Origin of the sequence: Luteolibacter pohnpeiensis (genome assembly GCF_016595435.1) — a bacterium.
Classification (GTDB): Bacteria; Verrucomicrobiota; Verrucomicrobiia; order Verrucomicrobiales; family Akkermansiaceae; genus Luteolibacter; species Luteolibacter pohnpeiensis.
Window position 1 is genome coordinate 49,378 of sequence record NZ_JAENIJ010000006.1, and the last position, 21,424, is coordinate 70,801.

Genomic DNA, 21,424 nt, shown 5'->3' on the forward strand with positions numbered 1-21,424 from the left:
TCGCCTTGAGGGCGATTCCAATCGCCGTTGGAGATTGGTCTGGCTAAAACGTGGCTTTCGTGTTTGCTGATAGGCGTGAAACTGAAGGATATCGTTTGGCTGATCCCACTTCCCGTGGGTGTTCTGGCATTTCTCTGGTCTTCTCACCAAGGCTCGGAGGCAACTCAGCTTTCTAGCAGCCGAACATCTTCATCCGAAGCTCACACGGTGGCGCGAACGTCGTCACTTGATGAGTTCACCCACAGAATCAAGGAAATCAACGAGCAGGCATCCCCGAAGAAAACGGCGGTTCAGCCTGCGAGTATGGATTTCTCCCAGCTGTCGGTCGCCGAGCTGAAGGAAAAACTACTCTCGGAAAAGGCTGGAGGAGATCCATTTTCGCCCAACGATAATCTGCTGGAATACGCCCGTTTGCTTGGATTGAAAGAAGGCAAAAACGCCTTGGCCTGGCTCAAGGAAAACTGCCCGGAGGTCTATGATGAGTGCTATGATTCATGCTTCGATGGCTGGGCGGACGCGGATGCACATGGAGCCTTTGCCTATCTATGCCAATCCGATCAGGTGAAACCCTGCAGTGGGGAGACCTTACTGAAATTGCTTCAAACTTACGCCGGCAACGCAGAGTCATATCGACAAGCGTCGGACCAAGTGCCTTGGGAGCTTTTCCGAGTTTGGGTTCATGGAGGTATAGACAAGATAGGGGTTCAGCTAGCCGACAACACCGATATCAGACCATTGTTAGAAAGTGGAGTGGCTCAAACATTGGCGGAAGAGGGATTTTACATGGAGGGACTTTTTAAATCCTGGGCATCGCAAGATTTTTCAGAAGCACTCAAAAATTGGTCCGAATGGGCGACGGCAGATGATCAAATGGTTGCAGCTCAATTTTTAGAAATTCTGAGGAGCCAGACACAAACCCCTGACGGTCCTGCGCGGTTCGAGCAAAGCTTGCGTCAAATGAGCCCTGAGGCGCAGGAAAGAGTTATCGATGCGATTGGAATTCTACAGGTAGAGATGCCCAAATACGGAACCATGCTTCAAGAGGAACTCACCCAACTCATGCCACTTTTGCCGGCAGATTTCCAACCTCAAACCGATTCCGATCAATGAAACCCGCTGCCCGATCTACGATGGTTCTAGTTCTTTCGCTCGGAGCGGCCTGGTTTGGCATGGTTCTCGGCGAGAACCGACACAAGCGTGAGATTTCTGATGCCCCTGAAGGTATTCAATTCACCAGCCGCCGACCAGTTAGGGCGAATGCTCCAGCACCCTCGCCAAAGGAATTGGATCCCAGCCAGCTCCGTCGCCAAGCTATCGCTCGCTGCGATACGGATACCCTGTGGGACTGGTTGCAGAATTTAGGACCGGAGTATAAGAATAATCGAGCCGTCGCAGATGTGATTGAGGAACTGATTGATCGTCTTGGGTTCGAAGGCGCGTGGGAAAAGGCGATGTCCTTGGATGGGCAAGCCCGTTATGATATTTCAAGTTCGCTTGTTGGAATTCTGAGCACCGACGATCCATGGGAAGCCTTCAAATACTACAAGCTGCACCGGGGTTTTTTTGATGAAATGTGGGGGTATGGGGCCACATTTAGTTTTACTAGGGAAAGCCTTAAAATTTCGGCGGATAAGGCAATTGAAGTTTTTGAAAACTCAGATGCGAAGGAATCAAAATGGTGTGTTTCAGGCGAATATCCTGAAGGTTTTGACTACGAGAAGTTGGCGAACTATTTCGTAGGTTCTGCTTCGAGGCCAGTTAGTTTACCCGATAAGTTACTTGCAGATTGGGCAGCGAAAGATCCCGTCAAAGCAGCGGAGTGGATCACTGCGAATCCGCCTATGGAAATCAACGACGAAACCGACAGCATTAACGGGGCGGTTGGCATCAACATGGCCTTGGAATCAATCGTGGAGTCCGATTCGGATTCACGAAATGAGGCCATCGAGGATCTGGCAAAACTCCCCCAGCCGGTGCTGGATAAAATTTGGAGTTTCCGAGCAGAGAGCTCGATTCAGCCCGAACTTCTATCCCTGGCAGAGCAAATGGGACAGCGGGATGCTTACTTGGTTAATAGCCTGCTAAAAACCAACAGAGCATCATCGATCGACCCCTCCTGGGACGAGATTCCCGTGGCCGAGCGAAATCAAATCTTAGACACCGCTGAACAACGGTGGGCCTCTGAATCCTCGTCTCCCATGGATGAACGTGCACGCCAACGCTGGCGCGAGATGGTGGAAAAATCGTGGGCGCAGTGAGGGCAATTTCCGGCTTAGACTGCCGACTCTCGAACCGGCGCGAGCAGGTAACCGATGGACGCCCACAGCCAGCCGATCAATGCAATTAGTGCCGGGATGCCGGTCATGAGAAGTGCGGACTGATACATATCCGGATCAAGCTTGCCATTTGGGCTCCTGATTCCTGATCCCATGATCTATGAAACGTAATAGAAGCCTGCAAGGGCGGCGCCGATTGCCCCACCCGCTTGCATCAAAATGGGTATCAGGCCGGAGCAGGCGTTTTACCGTGGTCGTTCTCATGGCCGATCTACTGAAATGAAAGTTCAGCCAATCGCCTAATGCATCAGGCCAGATGTTGTCAAGGTGCAGGGTGTTAGATCCCCGCACCTTGGACGCAGTGCTAATCAATCATCATCGCCACCGCCGCCTTTGACGCGGACTTTTCCGCGCAGCTTGGCTTCGATGAAGGCGTCGAGGTCGCCATCCATGACGTCCTGGATGTTGCCGGACTCTTCGCCGGTGCGAAGATCGAGCACCTTTTGGTAGGGCTGGAAAACATAGGAACGAATCTGGTTGCCCCAGGAAACGTCGCCTTTCTCACCGTAGGCGCGATCCGATTCGGCGCGCTGCTTGTCTTCCTCAATCTGATAGAGTTTCGCTTTGAGAATTTCGAACGCCAGCTCGCGATTCTGCCCTTGGGATCGGGCAGCGGTGGAGCGGATCAAAATCCCGGTAGGAAGGTGGCGCAGCAACACGGCGGTTTCCACCTTGTTCACGTTCTGACCGCCTTTGCCGCCGGAACGTGTGGTGGTGATCTCGATGTCTTTGTCCTGGATCTCGATTTTGATCTCCTTGGAAATTTCCGGAGTGGCATCGATCGATGCGAAAGACGTGTGACGTTTCGCAGCCGAATCGAACGGAGAAATCCGCACCAGGCGATGAACCCCGCGTTCGTTTTTGAGGAAGCCGTAGGCGTAGTCGCCGGTGATTTTCAAAGTTGCGGAGCGCAAGCCCGCTTCGTCGCCGTCCTGCCAGTCGAGCGTCTCGACCGAGTAGCCTTTGCGTTCCGCCCAGCGGGTGTACATGCGGTGCAGCATCTGCGCCCAGTCGCACGCCTCGGTGCCGCCAGCTCCGGCGGAAATGACGAGGAAGCACGGGGAAATATCGCTCGGTTGATCGAGCAAGGTCAGCAGCTCGTAGGAGCGGATGTCCTTTTCCAGTGACTTCGCGTTATCGATCGCCTCGCGCGCCATGTCGGCATCGTCGAATTCCTTGGCGAGCGAGATGCCTTCCTCGATGTCCGCCACGCGGCTTTCGAGCGCGAGAAAGGATTCCAGTTTTTTCTTCAGTCCGGCTGCTTTGGAGCTGATGCTCTTGGCTTTATCAGAGTCGTTCCAAAATTCCGGGGCGCCCATGGCTTCCTCCAGAGTTTGGATTTCGTTTTCGAGAGTGGGGACGTCAAAGATACCTCCTGAGTTTCGACAGGCGGCTTTTCAAGCCGTCGATGTCGAGCGCCAGGAGGTCAGCGGTAGGAAGGGTGGACATTGCGACGGCAGCAAAGGACATGTGCCCGCGCGACGCAAGGGGGAACTCCCGCGAGTTTGCCCCGATGCGGCGAAAATCTCATCAACTTCGACCGGCCAGGGCGGTAGGGGCGATGAAATGGCGACTCGTCGTCAAAAATTGAACCCTATGCCAGAATCCGGAGGCTTCATCCGGGAATTCCGGGAAGGAGGCCGATGCCAATTGGCCAGTATCTGTTGTGGAGCGGGGTGGTGCTGTGGTTGATCACCCGCTTTGGCAGCTGGTTGCGTCCCGTTGTTCCGGAGCCCTTTCGCGCAGCGGTGGCTGCACAGCTTTGGTGGGACTCGCTGCGTTTCTCCTCTGATGGATTTGTTGTTCGGAACTTACCCCTGCACGCCCCACGAGCCGGAATCGTTTTGCATTCACGAGCCGATTTCACGAAATTACTTCGGCCAGCTATGGCATCCGTTTCGAAGAAAGAGTCGCAGAGCGAAATGATCATCCGCATTTTTCAAGTTGGCGACCATGAAGCGATCGCGGAAATTTTCACTCGGGCGATCCATGAAATCGCGTCTGAGGATTATACCCTTGAGCAATGTCTTGCTTGGTCGGATCGGCAGCCGAACCCGAAGCATTGGGAGCAGCGATGTCAGAAAAAGAAGCCTTTTGTCGCGGTGATTGGCGGAAGGATCGCTGGCTTTCTGGAACTGGACCCGGATGGTCACATCGATTGTGCCTATTCCCATCCAGAGTTTGCTCGGCAGGGAGTGATGACCGCCTTGGTCCACCACGCCCGACGTGTTGCAGAAGAAGCCGGAACACGTCGGATGTGGGTGGAGGCGTCGATTTGTGCGCGACCGTTGTTCGAAAAATGCGGCTTCGTGGTGCAGCGCGAAAACTTGGTCGATCTAGGCGGAGTCGAGCTGATCAATTACTGGATGGAACTCCGCTTGATCGGCGAAACTCAATCTTCGCCCTCTTGCGAGTCCTGAAGTTGGCGGAACTGGGCGGCGCTTTGCATGATTTGCATGACGCCACCGATCATTTGCCGACCGGAGCTGAAGGCGGTGTCGCGCGTTTCCAAATCGGCGGCGAGCTTTGATGGATCTTCAAGCTTTTGCTCACGTTCCTGCTCCTGCTTGTCGATCGCTGCCTGGAATGACTCCGATTGTTCGGGATTGAGAATGGTGGCGAATTTTTCGTTGAAAACCTCATCACCCGCCAAGGATGGCTGGCCCATGCGCTGCATGCGGGTTTCCATTTTCAGGAACAGATCCTGGGATTCTTCGTTGCTCTGGCGATACATCTCGGCGAATTCCGCATCGCTGGTTTCTCCGCGCTTGTAGGCGTCTTCAGCGAGAAAGAATTTGGTCAGCCGGCTTGGATCGTCCTGCAGGGTGGTGACGGCACCTTTCAATTCCTCAAGCCGGTGCTGGCGGGTTTGTTCGACAATGTCGAGAGCCTGGGATTTTTGCTCGTCAGTCAGCTGAAGCTCGTCCGTGAGACCATAGGCGCGGAGCGTGCCATTGAGCAGGTCGCGGTTGACCCTGGCGGGATCTTGGGCGCTTGCGAGTTCGGACAGGCTGGCCAAGTCGCCCAACAAGCCAATGAAGGTGGAGGAAACGTGTTTGGAAAGATTGGTACGAGCTTCGCCGTACTTGGCGATCAGCTCGGCGTCATCACCCTGATCACGGCGTTTGGTTTTGGTATCCTGCGGTTGAGTTGGCTTGAAGCCGCTGCTGTGGGTCGAGTTTGCGGCCGATGAATCCGAGCGGGTCGGGGGGGAATCGTTGGTTTTCGCAGCCGGGTCGGATGACGAGCCTTTGCTGTTGAAGTAAACGATGAGTCCGGCGGCGATGAGTAACGCGGCGGTGGAACCAAGAGCGGTCTTTTTAGTCATGAGACGTGGTAGTTGGGGATCGGGGCCTCATATTCCTCCAGAATTGGGCTTTCGGCACTCTAATTTTTCAAACAATCGATTTTTTTCTGCGGCAAAACTACAGAAATTGCAAAAAAAGGCCCGCCTGCATCACTGCGGGCGGGCCTTGAGATCAATCAGCGAAATCAGCGGATTTCGACTTCATCGACCAATCCGGCGTCGATGTATTGGCCGCCGTTGGTTTGTTTGACGTGGATCGCGAGGATGTTCTTCCCACGTTTCAGCGCGGTGATGCCGTCCTTGCTCACCTCGACCATGGTGTATTCACCGGTGTGGCCGGGGAGGTTGGCGATTTCGACGCCATTGATGAACACAGTGGCGTCCTCATCGTGATGAATGCGCAGGAGCAGGCTACCCTTCGGACGGGTTTTCATTTCGAACTCACGGCGCAACCAGATGTCGGAGCTTTTCCATTCAGTGCCAATTTTGGTATTCGGGGTGAAATCGGTGCCGAACCCTCCTTTGCCTTCTTTCCAGGCCGCGTCATCGAAGCCCGGATCCTGCCATTTGCCATCCGGCTTGTCGGTGGTGTATTTCCAGCTTTGGGCGATGGCTTCCGAGGTTGGGGCGATGTTGAAATACGCAGCCGCGTCGGCGGTGTTGAGCAGCGCTTCATGCAGAGGTTTCAGCCACGAAGCAGGAACCTTCTCGACCCGGTCATAGGTCAGCAGGCCATTGATTTCACCTTCGACATCGGTCGTTTGGGTGTAAACGCCAGCCGCGACTCCTTGGCGCCGGAGATGGCGCAGGACGTTGATGGATTTGGTGTAGCGCTCTTTCCATTCGTCCATGGTTTTAGGCAGGCCGCCGTAGCCCCAGTTGTCCTTGTCCGCATCCCAGAGGTGGCCTTTGACCGCCCATCCGTGGCCGCCGAATTCGCCGACGACTTTGATGTAGTCCTTGAACCGTGGATTGTTCACCGGGAAATTCGGATCGGGATAGGCATGTTGGTCCGCGATGTCACCCACCGGCCAGAAGTTACCTCCGGAAGCGATGTTGATCGGGCGGGTCAGATCATAAGCGGCTGCCATTTCGCCGACTTCCTCGGTGCGGTGCTGGCCCCAGGCTTCATTGAATGGAGACCAGACGACGATGGATGGGTGATCCCGCAGGTGATCGACCATGGCCTTGTATTCGGTGACCCATTGTTCGTGGGCTGCATCCGGCCAATCGGCGTCTTTCGGGTTAGGAGCCATACGGGTCCAGGCCGGGCCGTGATCCGCGCTGACCTGATCCTGCCACATCATCATGCCGAGTTTATCGCAGTAGTAATAGTAACGTCGCGGCTCGACCTTGATGTGCTTGCGGATCATGTTGAATCCGGCGTCCTTGAGATACTGGATATCGGAAAGCATGGCCTCGTCGGTAGGAGGGGTCAGCAATCCATCTGGCCACCAACCTTGGTCGAGCGGACCCCAGTGGAAGATGAATTTTCCGTTCAGGGTGAAACGCCAGTTACCCTTTTTATCCTTGGCTTTGCCGAGCTCGCGCAAGGCGGTGTAAGATTTTACCTGGTCGATCACTTTGCCTTCGCCGTTGAGAAGTTCGACCTTGAGATCGTAGAGATTCGGCGCGTCAGGTGACCAGAGTTGGGGGTCTTCGACGCTGACCGCGACGACGCTTTCTCCTTCGGCGGACCCGGCCACTTTGCCGTTGATGCTGGCGGTGACGCGGATTTTCTCACCGGGAACGGGCGTGCCGGAGAACTTGGCACGGACTCCGATGGTGCCGGACTTGATATTGCTGGTGAAGTCCAGATCCTCGATCGCGCGATCGTTGATTTCCTCCATCCAGACCGTTTGCCAGATTCCGGAAACCCGGGTGTACCAGATTCCTTCGGGCTTCAGCCGTTGCTTGCCGAGCAGTTGGTAATCACCAGTGCTATCGTGCACTTGAACAACGAGTTCATTATCGCCGTCCTTGAGGTCCGGCGTCAGATCGTAGGTCGTTGGAGTGAATCCGCCGGTGTGGCTGCCGATTTCTTTGCCGTTTAGGTAGATGGTGGATTGGTAATCAATGGCTTCGAAGTGGATCAAGGTCCGCTTGCCAGGGGTCTTCTTGGCGGAAAACTTGCGATGGTACCAGAGCGTTTGATCCGGCTGGATCAGTTTACCGACTCCGGAGAGAGCGGCCTCCGGCGCGAATGGGACGAGGATTTCTCCGGCCCAATCAGCCGGGGTCGAGGCGTCTTTTGCCGTGATTTGGTAGTCCCACAGACCATTGAGGCAGGTCCAGTTCTCGCGTTGGAGCTGCGGGCGTGGATATTGGGTCCAGGCATTTTCAGGAGTCACCTCTTTGGCCCACCGAGTCATGATGTGGCCTTCGATCGGTTTCCATTCGGCATGGAGCGGAGTGAGAGCTGCCAGCAATGCCAGCAAGGTTTTCGTCTTCATGGATGTGATTTGGATTCGAAATGATCCGCCGTCGCGGAATTGGGTTTGGCGGACGTTTGCATACCGCCGGAACGTTTTGAAACCACAAATCGGAAATCGAAAGAAGAGGTGGATTTCACACGCTCAATGCGGTGATGCGATCAATTGTCCGTGAAAATCTTCGGCAATTCTGGTATTTGCGGGAACGATCGGCCGATTCATCACACACGTACTCAGTAATGCCAGATCTGAAACACTTCACCCAAGTCGTCAGCGAGCACCATTCCAGCCTACGGTTCTTCATCCTGGGGCTGGGAGTGAATCCTGCTTGGGTGGATGATGTGGCGCAGGATGCGTTCTTGATCGCCTACCGCAAATGGGACGAATTTGAGACCGTGGAAAACCCCGGCGCTTGGCTGCGGGCGATCGCGCGCAATGTGGTGCTGAATGAGACCGCGAAAATCAACCGGCGCCAGCGGCTTTTGAATGAAAACCTGACCGGGCTGTTGCTGGAAGCGGATCCGGAAGAGCTTTCTGCGGATGAGCAAATGGACGTCGCTGCCCGACGAACCGCACTGCGGACGTGCCTGAAGTCATTGACCGATAAAGCACGAAATGTCGTGGAAATGCGATATTATCACGACAAAAAGTCGCATGAAATCGGCGAGTTGTTTTCGATGAAGCCAGCAGCGGTGCGAAAAATGCTGTTTCATGCCCGGCAAAGCCTGGCGACCTGCCTGAAAGAAAAATTGGCCGAAGCACGATGATTTCGAACGAACTACCGGATGATCTGATTCAGCTGATCGAGCTCCTGCTAGAGGGATCGCTTGATGAGGCCGGTCACCGTGAGCTGGAATTTCAATTGCGGCACAATCCCCAATGGGTGCCTCATGTCCGCCAACATTTGATGATTTCCGGCCTGCTTGAAGGTGCAGCCTCCGAGGACTCGGATTTTGTCGGCAAAACTTCGTCCCATGTGGTGAAGCTGGCCATGGAGGAAGAATACGAATTTGTCGGTCGCGTGACCCGCACCATCATGCGGCGGCGATTGACGTATGCGATTCTGGCGGCGGCAGCGGTATTTCTGATCGGCTTGATCCCGCTGTTTCTCAACTCGCCTCAGGAATCGGCAAAACCGTCTCATCTGGTAGCGACTTTGACGCGGATGAACGAGCGCGGCGAAGTGATTTCCACCACTCATATCCGCGCCGGAATGCATGTCGAGGCGGTGGATGGCTTGCAGCGTCTCGATTTCAAAAATCGCGCTGTGGTAGCTGTCGAGGCCCCCATGTCCATGCGGGTGGTCTCCGAAGATGAGGTCATCTTGGAAAAGGGTCGCCTCAATGCCTGGTGCCCGGATACCGCGCATGGTTTCCAAGTGCGCACGTCTTCTGCGGTGGTCACGGATCTGGGAACTTCATTTGGAGTGAATATTTCCCACGACGGCCGGGAGGAATTTGTCGTTTTGGACGGCATGGTGCAGGTCGAGAAAGGCGAAGAGAAAGTGAAGCTTTCCGAGGGAGGAGCCTTGGAATCGAGTCTGGAAAATCCGTTGAAATCCGTGGTGTTCGAGCCATCGGACTTCCGGAAAACCTGGCCGCTTTCCTACGGGATTTTGGCAACACGCGGAGCCGTGGTTCCTGCGGATCCGGATATTCCAGCCAAGGTGATGCAGATGGAAAGCAACGACAACGTGCTGGTCATCCCGGAGAAACGCCAAGTGCCGTTCACCCGTGCCATTTTGGCAGAAATCAATGGTCCAGGAACGCTGCCCGGAGAATTCGGCGGCGGATTATACGTGATCGGGCCAAATCCGGAAAAGAAACTGCGCAGTTTTCTCATCCGCTACAATCCGGTCGGAACCGTGTCCGAGGAAAACTTCCTCCGATTCGAAGGCGAGGTGACATTTGATCGACCGGTGTTGGCCATTTGCGCGCAGCTGGAAGCCTTGGAGCAGACCGACGGCGCATTTGCCACCGGCAGCTGGGATGAGCGCTACCGGGGAATCGAGCTGCAACAAACCTTCAACCCTCCCGATAGTGTCACCCTTTCAGCAGATCGCCGCACGGTGAAGGTCATCTTTTACGCAGGAGCGTCCTCCGATGAGGTGCGGGTGATTCTGGAGGGAAATTAGTCCATCCCAGTCATCCAGGAAAAGGTTCATGAAAAGTGGGAACACATTCCCACCTTGGGGACACCATTGCTGAACCCTGGCAGGATTTTGTTTCCAAGCAGAAACTTGCCTAAAAAATAAACCCCAAGCGAAAACTACCTTCGGATGAATGGATGGCGCTGCAACCGCCATGATTCACCAAGAGAGTCTGTTCAACAATCACCTCCCCAACAGGTTACGGTGATCGCAAACGGACTTTGGTTTTGATGATTGAATATGAAAACCCTGATTCGAGCCGGGTTCGTCCTGGCTGCCTTTCCCGCTGTTCTTGCCGCGCAACCCATCCTATTTCAAGATCGCTTCGACCGAAGTGACAGTCGCGATATCGCTGCGGCTTTGACCGGAGTGACGAATTCGACCGATCCGGCGTTGCCAGCGAGCGGGTTCTATTTCCTGCCACATCTTGATGCAGCGAACACCGCAGCTGGAGGGTTCGGCGTTCAGGATAATGTTGCAGCCGATGGCGGGGGAGCGGCGATTGTTTCGAACCAATTGCAGTTGGCGATCGGCTCCGGAACCTCGAATGCCGTGTTGGATCACAATTTCACCGATGCTTCGATTTTAACAGCGGGTGGATTTTCCGTTTCGTTAGATGTCACCTCCTACTCACAGGCAACCAATGGTCAGGGTGCTGCCTTTGCCATTGGCATGTCCAAAGCGGAGGCGTTGAGCTGTGGGGATGCCTACAGCGGAGCGCCACGCATGACGGCTGGCTTGGGATCAACGATCGGAAGCACGGTCACAGCGGATTCGGTCTCGGATTTCTGGGTGGCCCTGCGCGGGGACAGCACCTTGGTGTGGGGGAGCGCAGGCGGCGTCGTTGCTGGGACCGCAGGGCTGTCAGCGAAGACAGGAACGATTTCGGCAACTTTCACCGTTACCGATTTCACGGCCGGTAGTGTGGTTTATTACGAAGTTTTTCTGAACGGCATTTCGCAAGGAACGGGGAGTTTTGCCTGGAGCGGATCGAATGAAAACTACATCGGGGTCGATGCACGCGATGCGAGTTTTGTGGCGCTGGACCAGTTCGAAATTGCTGCGGTAGCGCCGCCTCCGGTGCTGTCGCTCGCATCCTCAAATTCCTTTGTCTTATCGAGTAACTCTTCACAAACCGTGACACTGACTGGGACCGCTTCCGGCCTGCCGACCGGGGCGACGTTTGTGATTTCCGCAGACCAAGCGGTAACCTTTCCCAATGGTGGAAATACCGGCCAGGCTGTGGATGGAACATTTACAATCGATGCGGTGGTCGACGGCACTCTGGGTGATACGACCTTTACTTATGCAGTGGCGGACAGTGGTGGTGCTGCCCTGGCAAGCACTACGGTCACCGTTGAGCAAATTCCGCCGCCATCGGATCGGCCGAACATCATTGTGATGCTGGTCGATGACATGGGTTGGTCGGATTTGGGATGTTACGGCAGTGAAATCCCCACGCCGAATATCGATGCGCTTGCTGCGACAGGGGTGAAGTTTAGAAATTTCTACAACGCAGCGCGATGCAGCCCGACCCGGTGTTCCATTCTCACCGGACTGTATCCGCAGCAGGGCGCGGTCGACCCATCTGCCCAATTGCCGAATTTGAGAGCGGACAACAACATGACCTTCGGGGAAATGCTGAGTGCCGATGGTTATGGCACCTACATGGCTGGCAAGTGGCACCTCGGAACTGGCGAAAGATTGCCGGAAAATCGTGGCTTCCAGCAGGTCTGGAGAATGGCCGATGGGAATGCAAACAACACCAACCAATGGCGGCAGGATCTTTACACCTTGGTCTCGGCGAATAACGAAATCGCATTCCGGGACTACACGGCAAAGGGAGAGCAGTTTTACCAAACCAATGCGATCGGCGACTACGCGTTGGATTTCATTGATCACAACATTACCCATGGAGATGGCAAACCGTTCGGCATGTTTCTCGCCTTCGGAGCGCCTCACTTTCCGATCCAGGCACCGGCTGCCAGCGCGGATGAGTTCATGCCGGTGTATGCCCAAGGTTGGGATAAAATCCGGCAGGATCGATATGATCGCCAAATGAGTCTCGGAGTGACGGACAGCCGCTACCCCTATCTGCCACTGGGCGGCGTGGGGCCGCATCAGGCGGAGCCGATCGAGGCGATCCCTGCCTGGAATACTCTGGATACAGCCCGGCAAGCGGACTTGACCCGCCGGATGGCACTTTATGCGGCGATGATCCACCACATCGACCTGAATGTCGGAAAAATCGTGCACCATTTGGAAGAGACCGGCCGACTCGACAATACTCTGATTTTCTTCGTCTCGGACAACGGCGCGAACCATGAAAGCGGCGTCTTCGGCACGATTAATGGAACTCTCACTGAAGATCCACTGACCGGTGATGCTCTCACCAACATGGGGCAACCTTCGGTTGCAGATGGCATCCACTACGGCGGTGGTTGGGCACATGTCAGCAACACGCCTCTGAAGCTTTTCAAGCATTTCACCCACGAAGGTGGCATTCGCGCGCCGATGATCATGCATTGGCCGGCAGGTTTTTCCGCCCAAAATACCTGGATCGAGCAACCGGCCCACTTGATTGATATCGTGGCAACGATCGCCGACGTGACTGCGGCACCACATCCCACCACTTACAACGGTCATGAGGTCTTGCCATTGGAGGGAGAAAGTCTCGTGCCGATGCTGGAGGGTGTAACACTTCCAGATCGGGCACTTTATGTGGAGCACGAGGCCAACCGGATGATGCGGAAGGGGAAATGGAAATTGGTGACGGAAAACTTCACCGCATTCGATGACGAATTCTCAGCCCACCAGCGGCTGCTTTTCGACATGGAGGCGGATCCCGGTGAAAGCACCAATCTCGCATCGCAATATCCGGCGTTGGTCGTCGAGATGGTGGATGAATGGAATGCGTGGGCGACCCGGGTCGGGCTTCCGGCCGGGCGTTTGATGGTGCCGCCGCCGGAAAATCTCACTCCCCCGGTGCTGGCAACGGACTTGTTCTTCGACTCGTTCAACCGGGACGATGCCACCGATATCGATACATCCGCTGCGGGCATGTGGGGCAGCTTGGTTCCTCCGCTCGGAGCGGATTCAGCTTGGTATGAGGGTTACGAGGGCAGCGGTACGGCTTCGTCGATTCAAATTCAGGACGGCATTTTGCAAATGGCTGTAGGAGCGGGGATGAGTGAAAATGGTTTGCGCCACAATTTCATCGATCCTGAAATCCTGGATGCTGGTGGTTTTTCGGTTTCCCTCAAGATCCTGCAAATCAACAGCGATAGCTCCGACACGGCGAATCGCTATGCGGGGTTTGCTGTTGGACTCAATGAATCTGAAGCGTCAGGTGGAAATGACATCGCTACCGCCAGCCCGAAGCCATTCCGAGGCAATGGCAGCAATCTCGGCGTGGCCGATTGCTTTCTGGAGCTGGATTTGAACGGAAACGTGAAATGGTGGAGCGGTGGTGTGTTGCAGGCCACGGTGCCCGTCGGGGCCACGAGCGGCACTCTTACCGCTTCGTTCAAGTGCAGCAGTTTTGCCGCAGGCAGTTCCGTGACGATGAATGCCTATCTGGATGGAAACTTGCTGGATCTTGATCCAACAGGCCCGGGAACGGCAGCGACGTTTTCGTGGAAAGAATCGAATGCGAATTACCTGGGACTCAGTGCCCGGGCCAGCAGTCAGGTTTTGCTGGATAACGTTGCGGTTCGTTTGTTGCCGGTTTCTCAAGCCCTGGCCGTAAACTATGCCTTGGCGAGAGGTTTGGAATCGGCCGATGGAGATTTAGCGGCAAATCCGGATGGAGACGGACTGAACAATTTCGGCGAATGGGCGTTTGGCACGGATCCGGATCTGCCGGATGACGAACTGGCGTCGACCTCGTTGATCCTGGAAGATGGGATTCTTCGTTTTGCTCACCGCAGGTTGGAGGGAATGTCGAATGACGGCTCAATCTACCACTACCTTGTCAGCGACGATTTACAAAACTGGCAAGAGGTGACAGCGGTGGAAGAATCGGCCAGTTCGCTTTCCAGCAGTCCGGGATACGAAGTGGTGACGCTGTCTTTGCCGGAGTCTGCCACCTCCGGGCGTGGAAAACTGTTTCTTAGGGTAATCGCAACCACTCCGTGAGGAATAGGAGGGGTCGCATCTAATGGCAAAAGGCCGGTTCCGAGTGCATCGGAGCCGGCCTTTTTGTTAAAAAATTGAGGAGGTTGGGAGGGGCAAATCAGGCGAGAGCAAGAAGCTTTGCCTTGATTTGGTCTTTGGTGACGTTGGCTCCAACGATTTGATCCTTCACCTCTCCGTTCTTGAAGAACAGAAGCAGGGGAATCGATTTCACGTTGAACTTCACAGCGAGGTCTCGGGAATCATCCACGTTGACTTTGCCGACGACGGCTTGACCTTCAAGATCAGCAGAAACCTGTTCGATCACAGGGCCGATCATTTTGCAGGGTCCGCACCATTCTGCCCAGAAATCGACCAAAACTGGTTTGTCGGATTCGAGGACTTCGGTTTGGAAATTCGTGTCTGTAAATTGGTGAGACATGGCAGGAGGAAGATGGATGTGCCGGGAGCTTACGTCAAGAGCCGCTCCGCAGATCGCGAAACGGCTCTTTTGAACAGTGAAAATCCTAGATTAGCTCAAGCCGCATGCGGAAAACGCAACGAAAGCGACGGCGAGAGCGATCAGGATGTTGATGATTGGAAGGACCATGGTTTTTTAAGGATTTAGAGTTTAGAAAGTTACTTCTTAGTCCATCAGGTGGGAGAGGCCTGGCTCGTCGATGTCTTCAGCGCCGGTCCAGACGTTGGCAACCATCAGTTGAGCAACGAGAACGACGATGGCGGCAACAAAGCCAACAATCGCGACTGCCTTCAAAGCGCCGGTTTCTTCTTCCTCATCGTCTTCGATGATCGTAGCGGAGCCGAAGTTGACCGGAGGAGGAGTGGATTGCAGAGGCATGGTTGCCTTTGGCAAAGTGGCTGCGCCTGGGAGAGTGGCGGCGCCTGGAGCTGCTGCCGCTGGAGTGGTGGCAAGCTTGACGGTAGGGGCCGGGCGGGCGGCCGGAGCGGCAGGTGCTGCTGCGGTCTTGAGAGGAACGGTAGGAGCCGGTGCTGGTGGGCGGGGTGCGCCAGCTGGTGCTGGAGGAGCCGGAGCCGCAGGTGCGGATGGAGCGACTGGAGGAGCCGCCGCAGCTGGAATGGAAGGCGCAGGAGGTGCGGTAGGAACTGGTGGCTTCACAGGTGCTGGTGCGGAAGGGGCTGGAGGAGCTGGCGGTGCATCAGCTGCTTTGAGCGTCACGCGCACAGTTTCTTTCTTCAATGGAACGCTCGATGTCTGTTTGGACGGAGCCGGCGGCTGGTTTTCGTTTTCGCTCATGAATGGCAGGCGGTTTTATTAGAGGCTTTGAGACTCCGAATTAGCCAAGTCGTTTCGATGGTGTCAAACCCCCAGCAGGATTTCTTCCAATCAGGAGTGGATTTTTTTGAAAATTGGGCATTTAGGAGAAGATTTTGCGGTCAATTGAGATTTGAATGGGAAATCTAGGCAGGACTGAGTCAGATTCCGCCCAGCCCCATGTCCTCCGAGAAGACTGCCATTACCCCGACGCGCGCCCAGGATTTTCCTGAGTGGTACCAGCAAGTGATCAAAGCCGCCGACCTGGCGGAAAATTCCGAAACCCGCGGCTGCATGGTGATCAAACCGTGGGGCTACGGCATCTGGGAATTGATCCAACAACAAATGGATCGCATGTTCAAAGCGACCGGCCATCAGAACGCCTACTTCCCGCTGTTGATCCCTCTTTCCTATCTGGAGCGTGAGGCGGAGCACGCGGAAGGTTTCGCCACCGAGTGCGCCGTCGTCACCCATCATCGCCTCGAAGCGGTGAAGGATGAAGAAACCGGTAAGACCAAAATGGTCCCAAGCGGCGAGTTGGCGGAGCCTTACGTCATCCGGCCGACTTCCGAGACCATCATCGGCGCGGCATTCGCCCGTTGGGTCCAATCTTACCGCGATCTCCCACTGTTGATTAACCAGTGGGCGAACGTGATGCGTTGGGAAATGCGCCCACGGATGTTCCTGAGAACGGCTGAATTCCTCTGGCAAGAAGGCCATACCGCCCATGAAACCAAGCAGGAGGCGATCGATGAAACCCGCCAGATGCATCGGGTTTACGAAGAATTTCTCCGCGATCATTTGGCGATTCCGGTCATCCCAGGCGAAAAAACCGAAAACGAACGATTCCCCGGTGCCGATATGACGCTCACGGTGGAAGCGATGGTGCAGGATAAAAAATCGATCCAAGCCGGCACATCGCACTTCCTCGGACAAAATTTCTCCAAAGCGCAGAACATTTGCTTCACCGGCCGTGACGGCACTCAGGAATTTGCCTACACCACCTCATGGGGAGTTTCCACCCGCATGATCGGCACTTTGATCATGGCACATTCGGACGATGACGGATTAGTCCTGCCTCCCCGGGTGGCGACCCAGCAGATCGTCATTCTGCCAATCACGCCGAAGGAAGACACCAAAGACGCCGTGCTTGCCTCCTGCCAGGCGCTTGCTGAAACCCTGCGAAACCAGAATTTCCACGGAGACCCGCTGCGCGTTCTGGTCGATACCCGCGATCTCAATGGCGGCGTCAAAAAGTGGGAATGGGTGAAAAAAGGAGTGCCGATCCGGATCGAAATCGGCCCGCGCGATGTCGAATCCAGAAAAGTCTGCATCCAGCGCCGGGATCAAGCGGTTAAGGATAAGGAATTTGCTGACAAAGAAGACTTCATCCGCCGTGCCTCCGATCTGTTAGGAGAAATCCACAAAGCCCTGCTCGATAAAGCCACCCAGTTCCGCGATGAAAATATCAGCAAGTGCGGTGACTTGGATGAATTCCATCAGCACTGGAGCCAGGACAATCCCGGTTGGTTGCTCACTCCATGGGCAGGCAGCCCGGATCAAGAGGATGTTCTGTCAAAACAGCACAAAATCACCATCCGCTGCATGCCGATCGATGGCCAGAATGGTGAGGAAGCCGCCTGCATCCTCACCGGCAAAATGACCCAAGCCCGCGCCATCTGGGGACGGAGTTATTAGGCTGATTCTGTGCTCTTTAATTAGCTCCGGGCGCCATGCGTTCGGAGCGCATGTGTCCTCATGGTGCTGGATTCAAATCGTCTCTGGCGTAGAGCTCCAAAAAACCGCACTGGTTACAGCGGTACGCTCCGATGGCGCTACCTTTTCCTTTGGGTCGTTTGATGAACAAGCCACCCCAGAATGACTTTCTCGGTTTTCCTTCGGACCATTTACTTACGAGAATCCCTCCATGAGTGTAATCCGGGATATAGCCTCGGACCATCAGACTCTCGCATTTCTGATAGCGCATTTTTAGAAATTTTCAATGCTGAGAAGTCTTCGGGACCACATCGTCGGCCTGCATATACCAACGAAGGCGGCGAGTTGCTTCACCGTGAAATCGATTCGTCAGCCATCTAGCAAGCCCCCCAATTTCAGCCTCATCCCCAATCTTTGGTGTAGACCCCAATTTCACTCCATTTGGACAAAGAAAAACCCCGTAACCTTTTGAGTTACAGGGTTGAAAAGTGGTACACCCGTAGGGATTCGAACCCCAAACCTTCTGATCCGTAGTCAGACGCTCTATCCAATTGAGCTACGGGTGCTTTGCGCTCAGCGCGGGCGGAAAGAAAGCCCAGTTTGGCCACGGATGTCAAGAAATTCAGCGGAACTTTTTCCGTTTTTTGGATCTTTTCTGTTACACGTGGAAATAGTGCCGCAATGCTTCGATCGCTCCGGCGGAATGGTCGGCTTTTGCTAGAAATCCGCCGCTTGCGAGAACCTTGGTTTTAATGGCCTCCACCGAGTTTCCAGGGCAGGCAATCATGCCAGCGTGAGTGGAATCAAGCATGGCGAGATCGTTGTGGCTGTCTCCTATCGCAAAGCATTGAGGGGCGGCGATTTTGAAGTTTGAGGCGACTTCGGTGAGGCTGCTGCCTTTTTGGAAATCGAGATGGCCGAACCGCAGATAGATGGAATTGCGTTGCCAGCTGAGTTTTGGATTTTCAGCTGCAAGGTTCCGGATTCGTTGCTCGATCCAGTCCATCTCTTCATCGGTGCGTGAGATCAGGCCTGCGGGATCGCCGCTCGTTTCGACCCATTGGGCACCGGTGTGCTCTTCGATGTCCTTTCGTATCGAATCCAGCAGCTTGCGGGATTTTTTGAACAAGCGGCGGATTTCTTTCTCACACTTCTTGTTCCACTCCGTGTGAGGAAGGTAGCGACCGAGTGGATTTGGAAAGTAGATCTCCCTTTCACGCGCAACCACGAAATCCGGTAAAAAGGGGAATCGGCTTTCGATGAATCCATCGATGACTTGGGGCATCGACCGGCCGGTATTGATGCCCCAAATGGCATTTTTCTCCGTTCGCAGTTGCTGAATGAGGACAAAAAAATCCGCCCAAACCGGTGGTTGGGCGGATGGATCGTGAAGCGTGCCGTCGAAATCGAAAGATAGGACGGCAGAAGCGGTAGCTGGCAGCTGAAGAGGCTTCATGCTGCCGGCGAATTTATTCCGCAGATCCTGCTTGGAAAGTCACGCTGGAGATTTTCGCACGGCTCAAAGCATCGAGCACGTCGACCACCCGGGTGTAGCGTGCCAAGTCGTTCGCATAAATGGTGACGAGGACATCGGATTGAGAGGCGACACTACTTTCATGCAGCTGATACAGAGTTCCCGCCAGTTCCGGCAGATTTTTGCTCTCAGGTGAATCAAGCGGATCGTCGTTCAGGTAGACTTGGCCATCGTCCTCAATGCGGATGGAGATTTCATCCGGCATCAAGGTTTCGGTATCAGTCGGTACGGTGCCTGGCAGCTTGGTAATGTGTTCGTTTTCCGTTTGCACGTTTGCGGCGGCAACCATGAAGTAGAGCAGAATCACGAACACGACGTCGACCATTGGAGCGATTTGGAACCCAAGATGGACTTCGGAAGATTTTTTGTGTCTAGCGCGGCCTTTTTTTCTCATGGGATTTATCGGTTAGAGGCTGCGAAGGCGATATCGGCGATACCGGCTTGGCCGATGATATTCATGATTCGCTGGATTTCAGAAGCTGGAAGCTGAGCGTCACCACGAATGACGACGCGCAAATTATCATCCTTCTTTTTGCGGTCTTGAAGAATGGGAATCAGGTCCGCCCAGTTCTCAAAGATCTTATCATCCACCACAAGGACACCTTTATCGATGTCCTTGTTCCAGCGGAGGTTGATCGCCATCTCATGCTTGACCATCGACTGCTCGCGTTTTTTCGCGTTTGGTGAAATGGGCAAGGTGAGTTTCTTATCAACCTTCAGAACTTCCGCTGATGTGATCGTCACAAAGAAGACGAGCAGCACCAGCAGAACGTCGATCATGGGTGCGATTTGGAACTCGGGTTCCCCGCTATCTCCTCCTCCTCCGCCGCCGGCCATATGAGTGTGATGTTAAATGGTTGGAATGGGTGACAACAGATCAGCCTTCTGGAGCTTCGATCCAGTTTGGCATGGCTGCGTAAGTTTCTTCCTGACCGACGTCTGCGTTTTGCAAGTAATCGTAAGGAGCATTGCGGAACAGGCGCTCTGATTGCTCTTGCAGTTGGTGAATGGCACCTTGGAGACGGTTACGCAGGAAGTAGAACGCTGCGAAGGAAGGAATGGCGACAAGAAGTCCTGTTGCCGTAGCGACGAGCACCTCACCGATGTGCTGGGCAAGGCCACCCACATCGCTCAAGCCGCTGGCACCGAGGCTGCCGAAAGCACCTCTCATCCCGCCGACGGTTCCAAGCAGCCCGATCATCGGGGCGCAAACACCGATAACCGAAAGATAGTTGATCCGGGTTTGGAGGGTGGAGTTGATTTTATCCACGGTGGCGTAAAGGGTTTCTTCGGTTGCGTCCTTGCCGTGGCCAACGGAGCCGAGGGAAGAGCGAACCACTTCACAGAACGGGCTGAAGCCAGCGCGCATTGCCTGATAAGCACCCACATAGTCACCAGCCCGGAACAGTTCCTGAGCGGTTGCGACATCCACCGGTGGAGTCATTTTCTTTTTACCGGTGCGAAGTGTCACGTCAATGATGAGCCAGACCATCGCGATCGAGCAAACAAGCAGAAGGTGCATCACCCAGCCGCCTTCCTGGTAGGTGCTGAACAGGGTTTTTTTCTCGGGTTCGGCACCGAAAGCGACGACTGGAAGGAGGAACAGCGCGGTGGTGAGGGCTGTTTTGAGGGGCATTTTCATATCAGGTTCTTGCGTGGATTCTTGTTAAAGACGGTGGATCGTGGTTACTGCAGGCTTTTCAGTCTCTTCTCCGCTTCATCGGCAATGGCGGTGCCTTGGCCTTCCCGTTTTGCGGAGATGAGGAGAGCGATGGCTTCTTCCCGGCGATTGCGGGAGGCGAGAATTTTGGAGGCATTCATTTCAGCAGCAGCATTGATGATCATGCCCCCCGTTGGGTAGAGCGTGCTGACGGCGAGATAAGCCTCCAAGGCTTCATCGTCGCGCTTTGCGGATTTGAGCAAATTGGCGCGGAAAAAGCTGGAGTAGGCACTGACGTCGGCGGGCGATTCATCGCTGGCCTCTGTTGCGAGAAGGGCAAGGCGTTCATCCAGCGGGGTGGCAGCTGTGATGAGCAGGGCTTTGCCAAGCGCGACCATCGGATCGGTGCCGGATTCGGGGGTAGCGTCGGAAATTTGTTTGCCGAGATCTTCCGCCTTGGCCTTGAAGCCACTGAGAGCGTTTGCGACCAGAGCGGCACGGGCAGTTTCCAGCCAGAAGTTGCCCGGAATTTTTGCGGTGACCTTATGCTCGTCAAGGATCGGCTCCAGGACTTTGAGCGCGTCCGATGGCTTGTTCATCAGAAGCAAGGCGATGCCCTGGTTGATCTCAATCGGCTTCTGGCCCTGAATGTGCGAAGCTAGGCTGAGCGGGAACGTCTGGCCTTGGGTAAAGCCGTTCATGGCTTTTTTCACCGTGATTTTGTCGTCCTTTACCGTGACGGCATCAAACGGCAACGTGCGGCTGCCGACGAATGCGATCTGGAGTGGGGTGGCCTGCTGATCCTGGGCGTGAAGAACTGGCGAAAAGGTAAGAGCCAGGGCAAGGAGCGGCGACCAGGGGAGAAAGGAAGGTTTTTTCATGT

The 21,424-nt window shown here is 54.9% G+C and carries 18 protein-coding genes and 1 tRNA gene; 7 read left to right on the top strand and 12 right to left on the bottom strand.

Annotated features, from left to right (window positions below):
• Positions 1-75: 75 nt before the first annotated feature.
• Both JIN85_RS05310 and JIN85_RS05315 read left to right on the top strand, forming a co-directional pair.
• Positions 76-1,110, top strand: a complete 1,035-nt coding sequence (locus JIN85_RS05310) for a hypothetical protein (RefSeq protein ID WP_200268365.1) — start codon at positions 76-78, stop codon at positions 1,108-1,110.
• A 59-nt stretch (positions 1,111-1,169) separates the two neighbouring features.
• Entirely contained in the window at positions 1,170-2,258 is a 1,089-nt protein-coding gene (locus JIN85_RS05315; RefSeq protein WP_200268367.1) for a hypothetical protein, read from the top strand.
• A gap of 14 nt (positions 2,259-2,272) precedes the next feature.
• Here JIN85_RS05315 and JIN85_RS05320 read toward each other — a convergent pair whose 3' ends face one another.
• Together JIN85_RS05320 and prfB are read right to left on the bottom strand one after the other, a co-directional pair.
• Positions 2,273-2,431 carry a hypothetical protein gene (locus JIN85_RS05320; protein ID WP_200268369.1) on the bottom strand — a complete coding sequence of 53 codons (159 nt, stop codon included), beginning with the start codon at positions 2,429-2,431 and terminating at the stop codon, positions 2,273-2,275.
• A gap of 213 nt (positions 2,432-2,644) precedes the next feature.
• A protein-coding gene (gene prfB, locus JIN85_RS05325; RefSeq protein ID WP_200268371.1) for a peptide chain release factor 2 occupies positions 2,645-3,785 on the bottom strand; the annotation gives its coding sequence in 2 pieces (ribosomal slippage) (positions 2,645-3,706 and positions 3,708-3,785; 1,140 coding nt in all).
• 194 nt (positions 3,786-3,979) lie between these two features.
• Here prfB and JIN85_RS05330 point away from each other — a divergent pair.
• Positions 3,980-4,756, top strand: a complete 777-nt coding sequence (locus JIN85_RS05330; RefSeq protein ID WP_200268373.1) for a GNAT family N-acetyltransferase — start codon at positions 3,980-3,982, stop codon at positions 4,754-4,756.
• On the opposite strand, the gene JIN85_RS05335 is transcribed toward JIN85_RS05330, so the two are convergent.
• Positions 4,729-5,664 (bottom strand): hypothetical protein, encoded by a 936-nt coding sequence (locus tag JIN85_RS05335; RefSeq protein ID WP_200268375.1) that lies wholly within the window; start codon positions 5,662-5,664, stop codon positions 4,729-4,731. The two genes, JIN85_RS05330 and JIN85_RS05335, sit on opposite strands and share 28 nt — an antisense overlap.
• A 164-nt stretch (positions 5,665-5,828) precedes the next feature.
• A complete protein-coding gene (locus JIN85_RS05340) occupies positions 5,829-8,096 on the bottom strand; it encodes a glycoside hydrolase family 2 protein (protein WP_200268377.1) in 2,268 nt (755 codons plus the stop codon).
• Between the two features lie 218 nt (positions 8,097-8,314).
• On the opposite strand from JIN85_RS05340, the gene JIN85_RS05345 reads away from it, so the two are divergent.
• The 3 genes from JIN85_RS05345 to JIN85_RS05355 all read left to right on the top strand — a co-directional run bounded on the left by JIN85_RS05345 (position 8,315) and on the right by JIN85_RS05355 (position 14,361).
• Positions 8,315-8,842, top strand: a complete 528-nt coding sequence (locus tag JIN85_RS05345; protein WP_200268379.1) for an RNA polymerase sigma factor — start codon at positions 8,315-8,317, stop codon at positions 8,840-8,842.
• The gene (locus tag JIN85_RS05350) at positions 8,839-10,209 is read left to right on the top strand and encodes a FecR family protein (protein WP_200268381.1); all 1,371 of its coding nucleotides are present in this window, start codon (positions 8,839-8,841) and stop codon (positions 10,207-10,209) included. The genes JIN85_RS05345 and JIN85_RS05350 overlap by 4 nt, the downstream gene beginning before the upstream one ends.
• A gap of 255 nt (positions 10,210-10,464) precedes the next feature.
• Positions 10,465-14,361, top strand: a complete 3,897-nt coding sequence (locus tag JIN85_RS05355) for a sulfatase-like hydrolase/transferase (RefSeq protein WP_200268383.1) — start codon at positions 10,465-10,467, stop codon at positions 14,359-14,361.
• Positions 14,362-14,458: 97 nt separating this feature from the next.
• On the opposite strand, the gene trxA is transcribed toward JIN85_RS05355, so the two are convergent.
• Positions 14,459-14,779, bottom strand: a complete 321-nt coding sequence (gene trxA, locus JIN85_RS05360; protein ID WP_200268385.1) for a thioredoxin — start codon at positions 14,777-14,779, stop codon at positions 14,459-14,461.
• Positions 14,780-14,983: 204 nt separating this feature from the next.
• The gene (locus JIN85_RS05365) at positions 14,984-15,613 is read right to left on the bottom strand and encodes a hypothetical protein (RefSeq protein ID WP_200268387.1); all 630 of its coding nucleotides are present in this window, start codon (positions 15,611-15,613) and stop codon (positions 14,984-14,986) included.
• A 198-nt stretch (positions 15,614-15,811) separates the two neighbouring features.
• Between JIN85_RS05365 and proS the strand changes: the two genes are divergently transcribed.
• A complete protein-coding gene (gene proS / locus JIN85_RS05370) occupies positions 15,812-17,329 on the top strand; it encodes a proline--tRNA ligase (protein WP_200268389.1) in 1,518 nt (505 codons plus the stop codon).
• A 507-nt stretch (positions 17,330-17,836) separates the two neighbouring features.
• On the opposite strand, the gene JIN85_RS05375 is transcribed toward proS, so the two are convergent.
• The 6 genes from JIN85_RS05375 to JIN85_RS05400 all read right to left on the bottom strand — a co-directional run bounded on the left by JIN85_RS05375 (position 17,837) and on the right by JIN85_RS05400 (position 21,422).
• Positions 17,837-17,913, bottom strand: a tRNA-Arg gene (locus JIN85_RS05375).
• A gap of 92 nt (positions 17,914-18,005) precedes the next feature.
• The gene (locus JIN85_RS05380) at positions 18,006-18,803 is read right to left on the bottom strand and encodes an HAD family hydrolase (RefSeq protein ID WP_200268391.1); all 798 of its coding nucleotides are present in this window, start codon (positions 18,801-18,803) and stop codon (positions 18,006-18,008) included.
• A 13-nt stretch (positions 18,804-18,816) separates the two neighbouring features.
• Entirely contained in the window at positions 18,817-19,275 is a 459-nt protein-coding gene (locus JIN85_RS05385; RefSeq protein WP_200268393.1) for an ExbD/TolR family protein, read from the bottom strand.
• 5 nt (positions 19,276-19,280) lie between these two features.
• A complete protein-coding gene (locus tag JIN85_RS05390; RefSeq protein ID WP_267906619.1) occupies positions 19,281-19,718 on the bottom strand; it encodes an ExbD/TolR family protein in 438 nt (145 codons plus the stop codon).
• A gap of 40 nt (positions 19,719-19,758) precedes the next feature.
• Positions 19,759-20,523 carry a MotA/TolQ/ExbB proton channel family protein gene (locus tag JIN85_RS05395; protein WP_200268397.1) on the bottom strand — a complete coding sequence of 255 codons (765 nt, stop codon included), beginning with the start codon at positions 20,521-20,523 and terminating at the stop codon, positions 19,759-19,761.
• A gap of 44 nt (positions 20,524-20,567) precedes the next feature.
• Positions 20,568-21,422 (bottom strand): tetratricopeptide repeat protein, encoded by an 855-nt coding sequence (locus tag JIN85_RS05400; RefSeq protein WP_200268399.1) that lies wholly within the window; start codon positions 21,420-21,422, stop codon positions 20,568-20,570.
• Positions 21,423-21,424: the final 2 nt, after the last annotated feature.

What these genes read in the sequence shown, in the direction of transcription:
- JIN85_RS05355 (WP_200268383.1), top strand. Translation starts at nt 10,465, where the DNA reads ATGAAAACCCTGATTCGAGCCGGGTTCGTCCTGGCTGCCTTTCCCGCT.
- JIN85_RS05380 (WP_200268391.1), bottom strand. Translation starts at nt 18,803, where the DNA reads ATGAAGCCTCTTCAGCTGCCAGCTACCGCTTCTGCCGTCCTATCTTTC.
- JIN85_RS05400 (WP_200268399.1), bottom strand. Translation starts at nt 21,422, where the DNA reads ATGAAAAAACCTTCCTTTCTCCCCTGGTCGCCGCTCCTTGCCCTGGCT.
- JIN85_RS05365 (WP_200268387.1), bottom strand. Translation starts at nt 15,613, where the DNA reads ATGAGCGAAAACGAAAACCAGCCGCCGGCTCCGTCCAAACAGACATCG.
- trxA (WP_200268385.1), bottom strand. Translation starts at nt 14,779, where the DNA reads ATGTCTCACCAATTTACAGACACGAATTTCCAAACCGAAGTCCTCGAA.
- JIN85_RS05315 (WP_200268367.1), top strand. Translation starts at nt 1,170, where the DNA reads ATGGTTCTCGGCGAGAACCGACACAAGCGTGAGATTTCTGATGCCCCT.
- JIN85_RS05330 (WP_200268373.1), top strand. Translation starts at nt 3,980, where the DNA reads ATGCCAATTGGCCAGTATCTGTTGTGGAGCGGGGTGGTGCTGTGGTTG.
- JIN85_RS05345 (WP_200268379.1), top strand. Translation starts at nt 8,315, where the DNA reads ATGCCAGATCTGAAACACTTCACCCAAGTCGTCAGCGAGCACCATTCC.
- JIN85_RS05390 (WP_267906619.1), bottom strand. Translation starts at nt 19,718, where the DNA reads ATGGCCGGCGGCGGAGGAGGAGGAGATAGCGGGGAACCCGAGTTCCAA.
- JIN85_RS05385 (WP_200268393.1), bottom strand. Translation starts at nt 19,275, where the DNA reads ATGAGAAAAAAAGGCCGCGCTAGACACAAAAAATCTTCCGAAGTCCAT.
- JIN85_RS05320 (WP_200268369.1), bottom strand. Translation starts at nt 2,431, where the DNA reads ATGGGATCAGGAATCAGGAGCCCAAATGGCAAGCTTGATCCGGATATG.
- JIN85_RS05340 (WP_200268377.1), bottom strand. Translation starts at nt 8,096, where the DNA reads ATGAAGACGAAAACCTTGCTGGCATTGCTGGCAGCTCTCACTCCGCTC.
- JIN85_RS05335 (WP_200268375.1), bottom strand. Translation starts at nt 5,664, where the DNA reads ATGACTAAAAAGACCGCTCTTGGTTCCACCGCCGCGTTACTCATCGCC.
- proS (WP_200268389.1), top strand. Translation starts at nt 15,812, where the DNA reads ATGTCCTCCGAGAAGACTGCCATTACCCCGACGCGCGCCCAGGATTTT.
- JIN85_RS05350 (WP_200268381.1), top strand. Translation starts at nt 8,839, where the DNA reads ATGATTTCGAACGAACTACCGGATGATCTGATTCAGCTGATCGAGCTC.
- JIN85_RS05395 (WP_200268397.1), bottom strand. Translation starts at nt 20,523, where the DNA reads ATGAAAATGCCCCTCAAAACAGCCCTCACCACCGCGCTGTTCCTCCTT.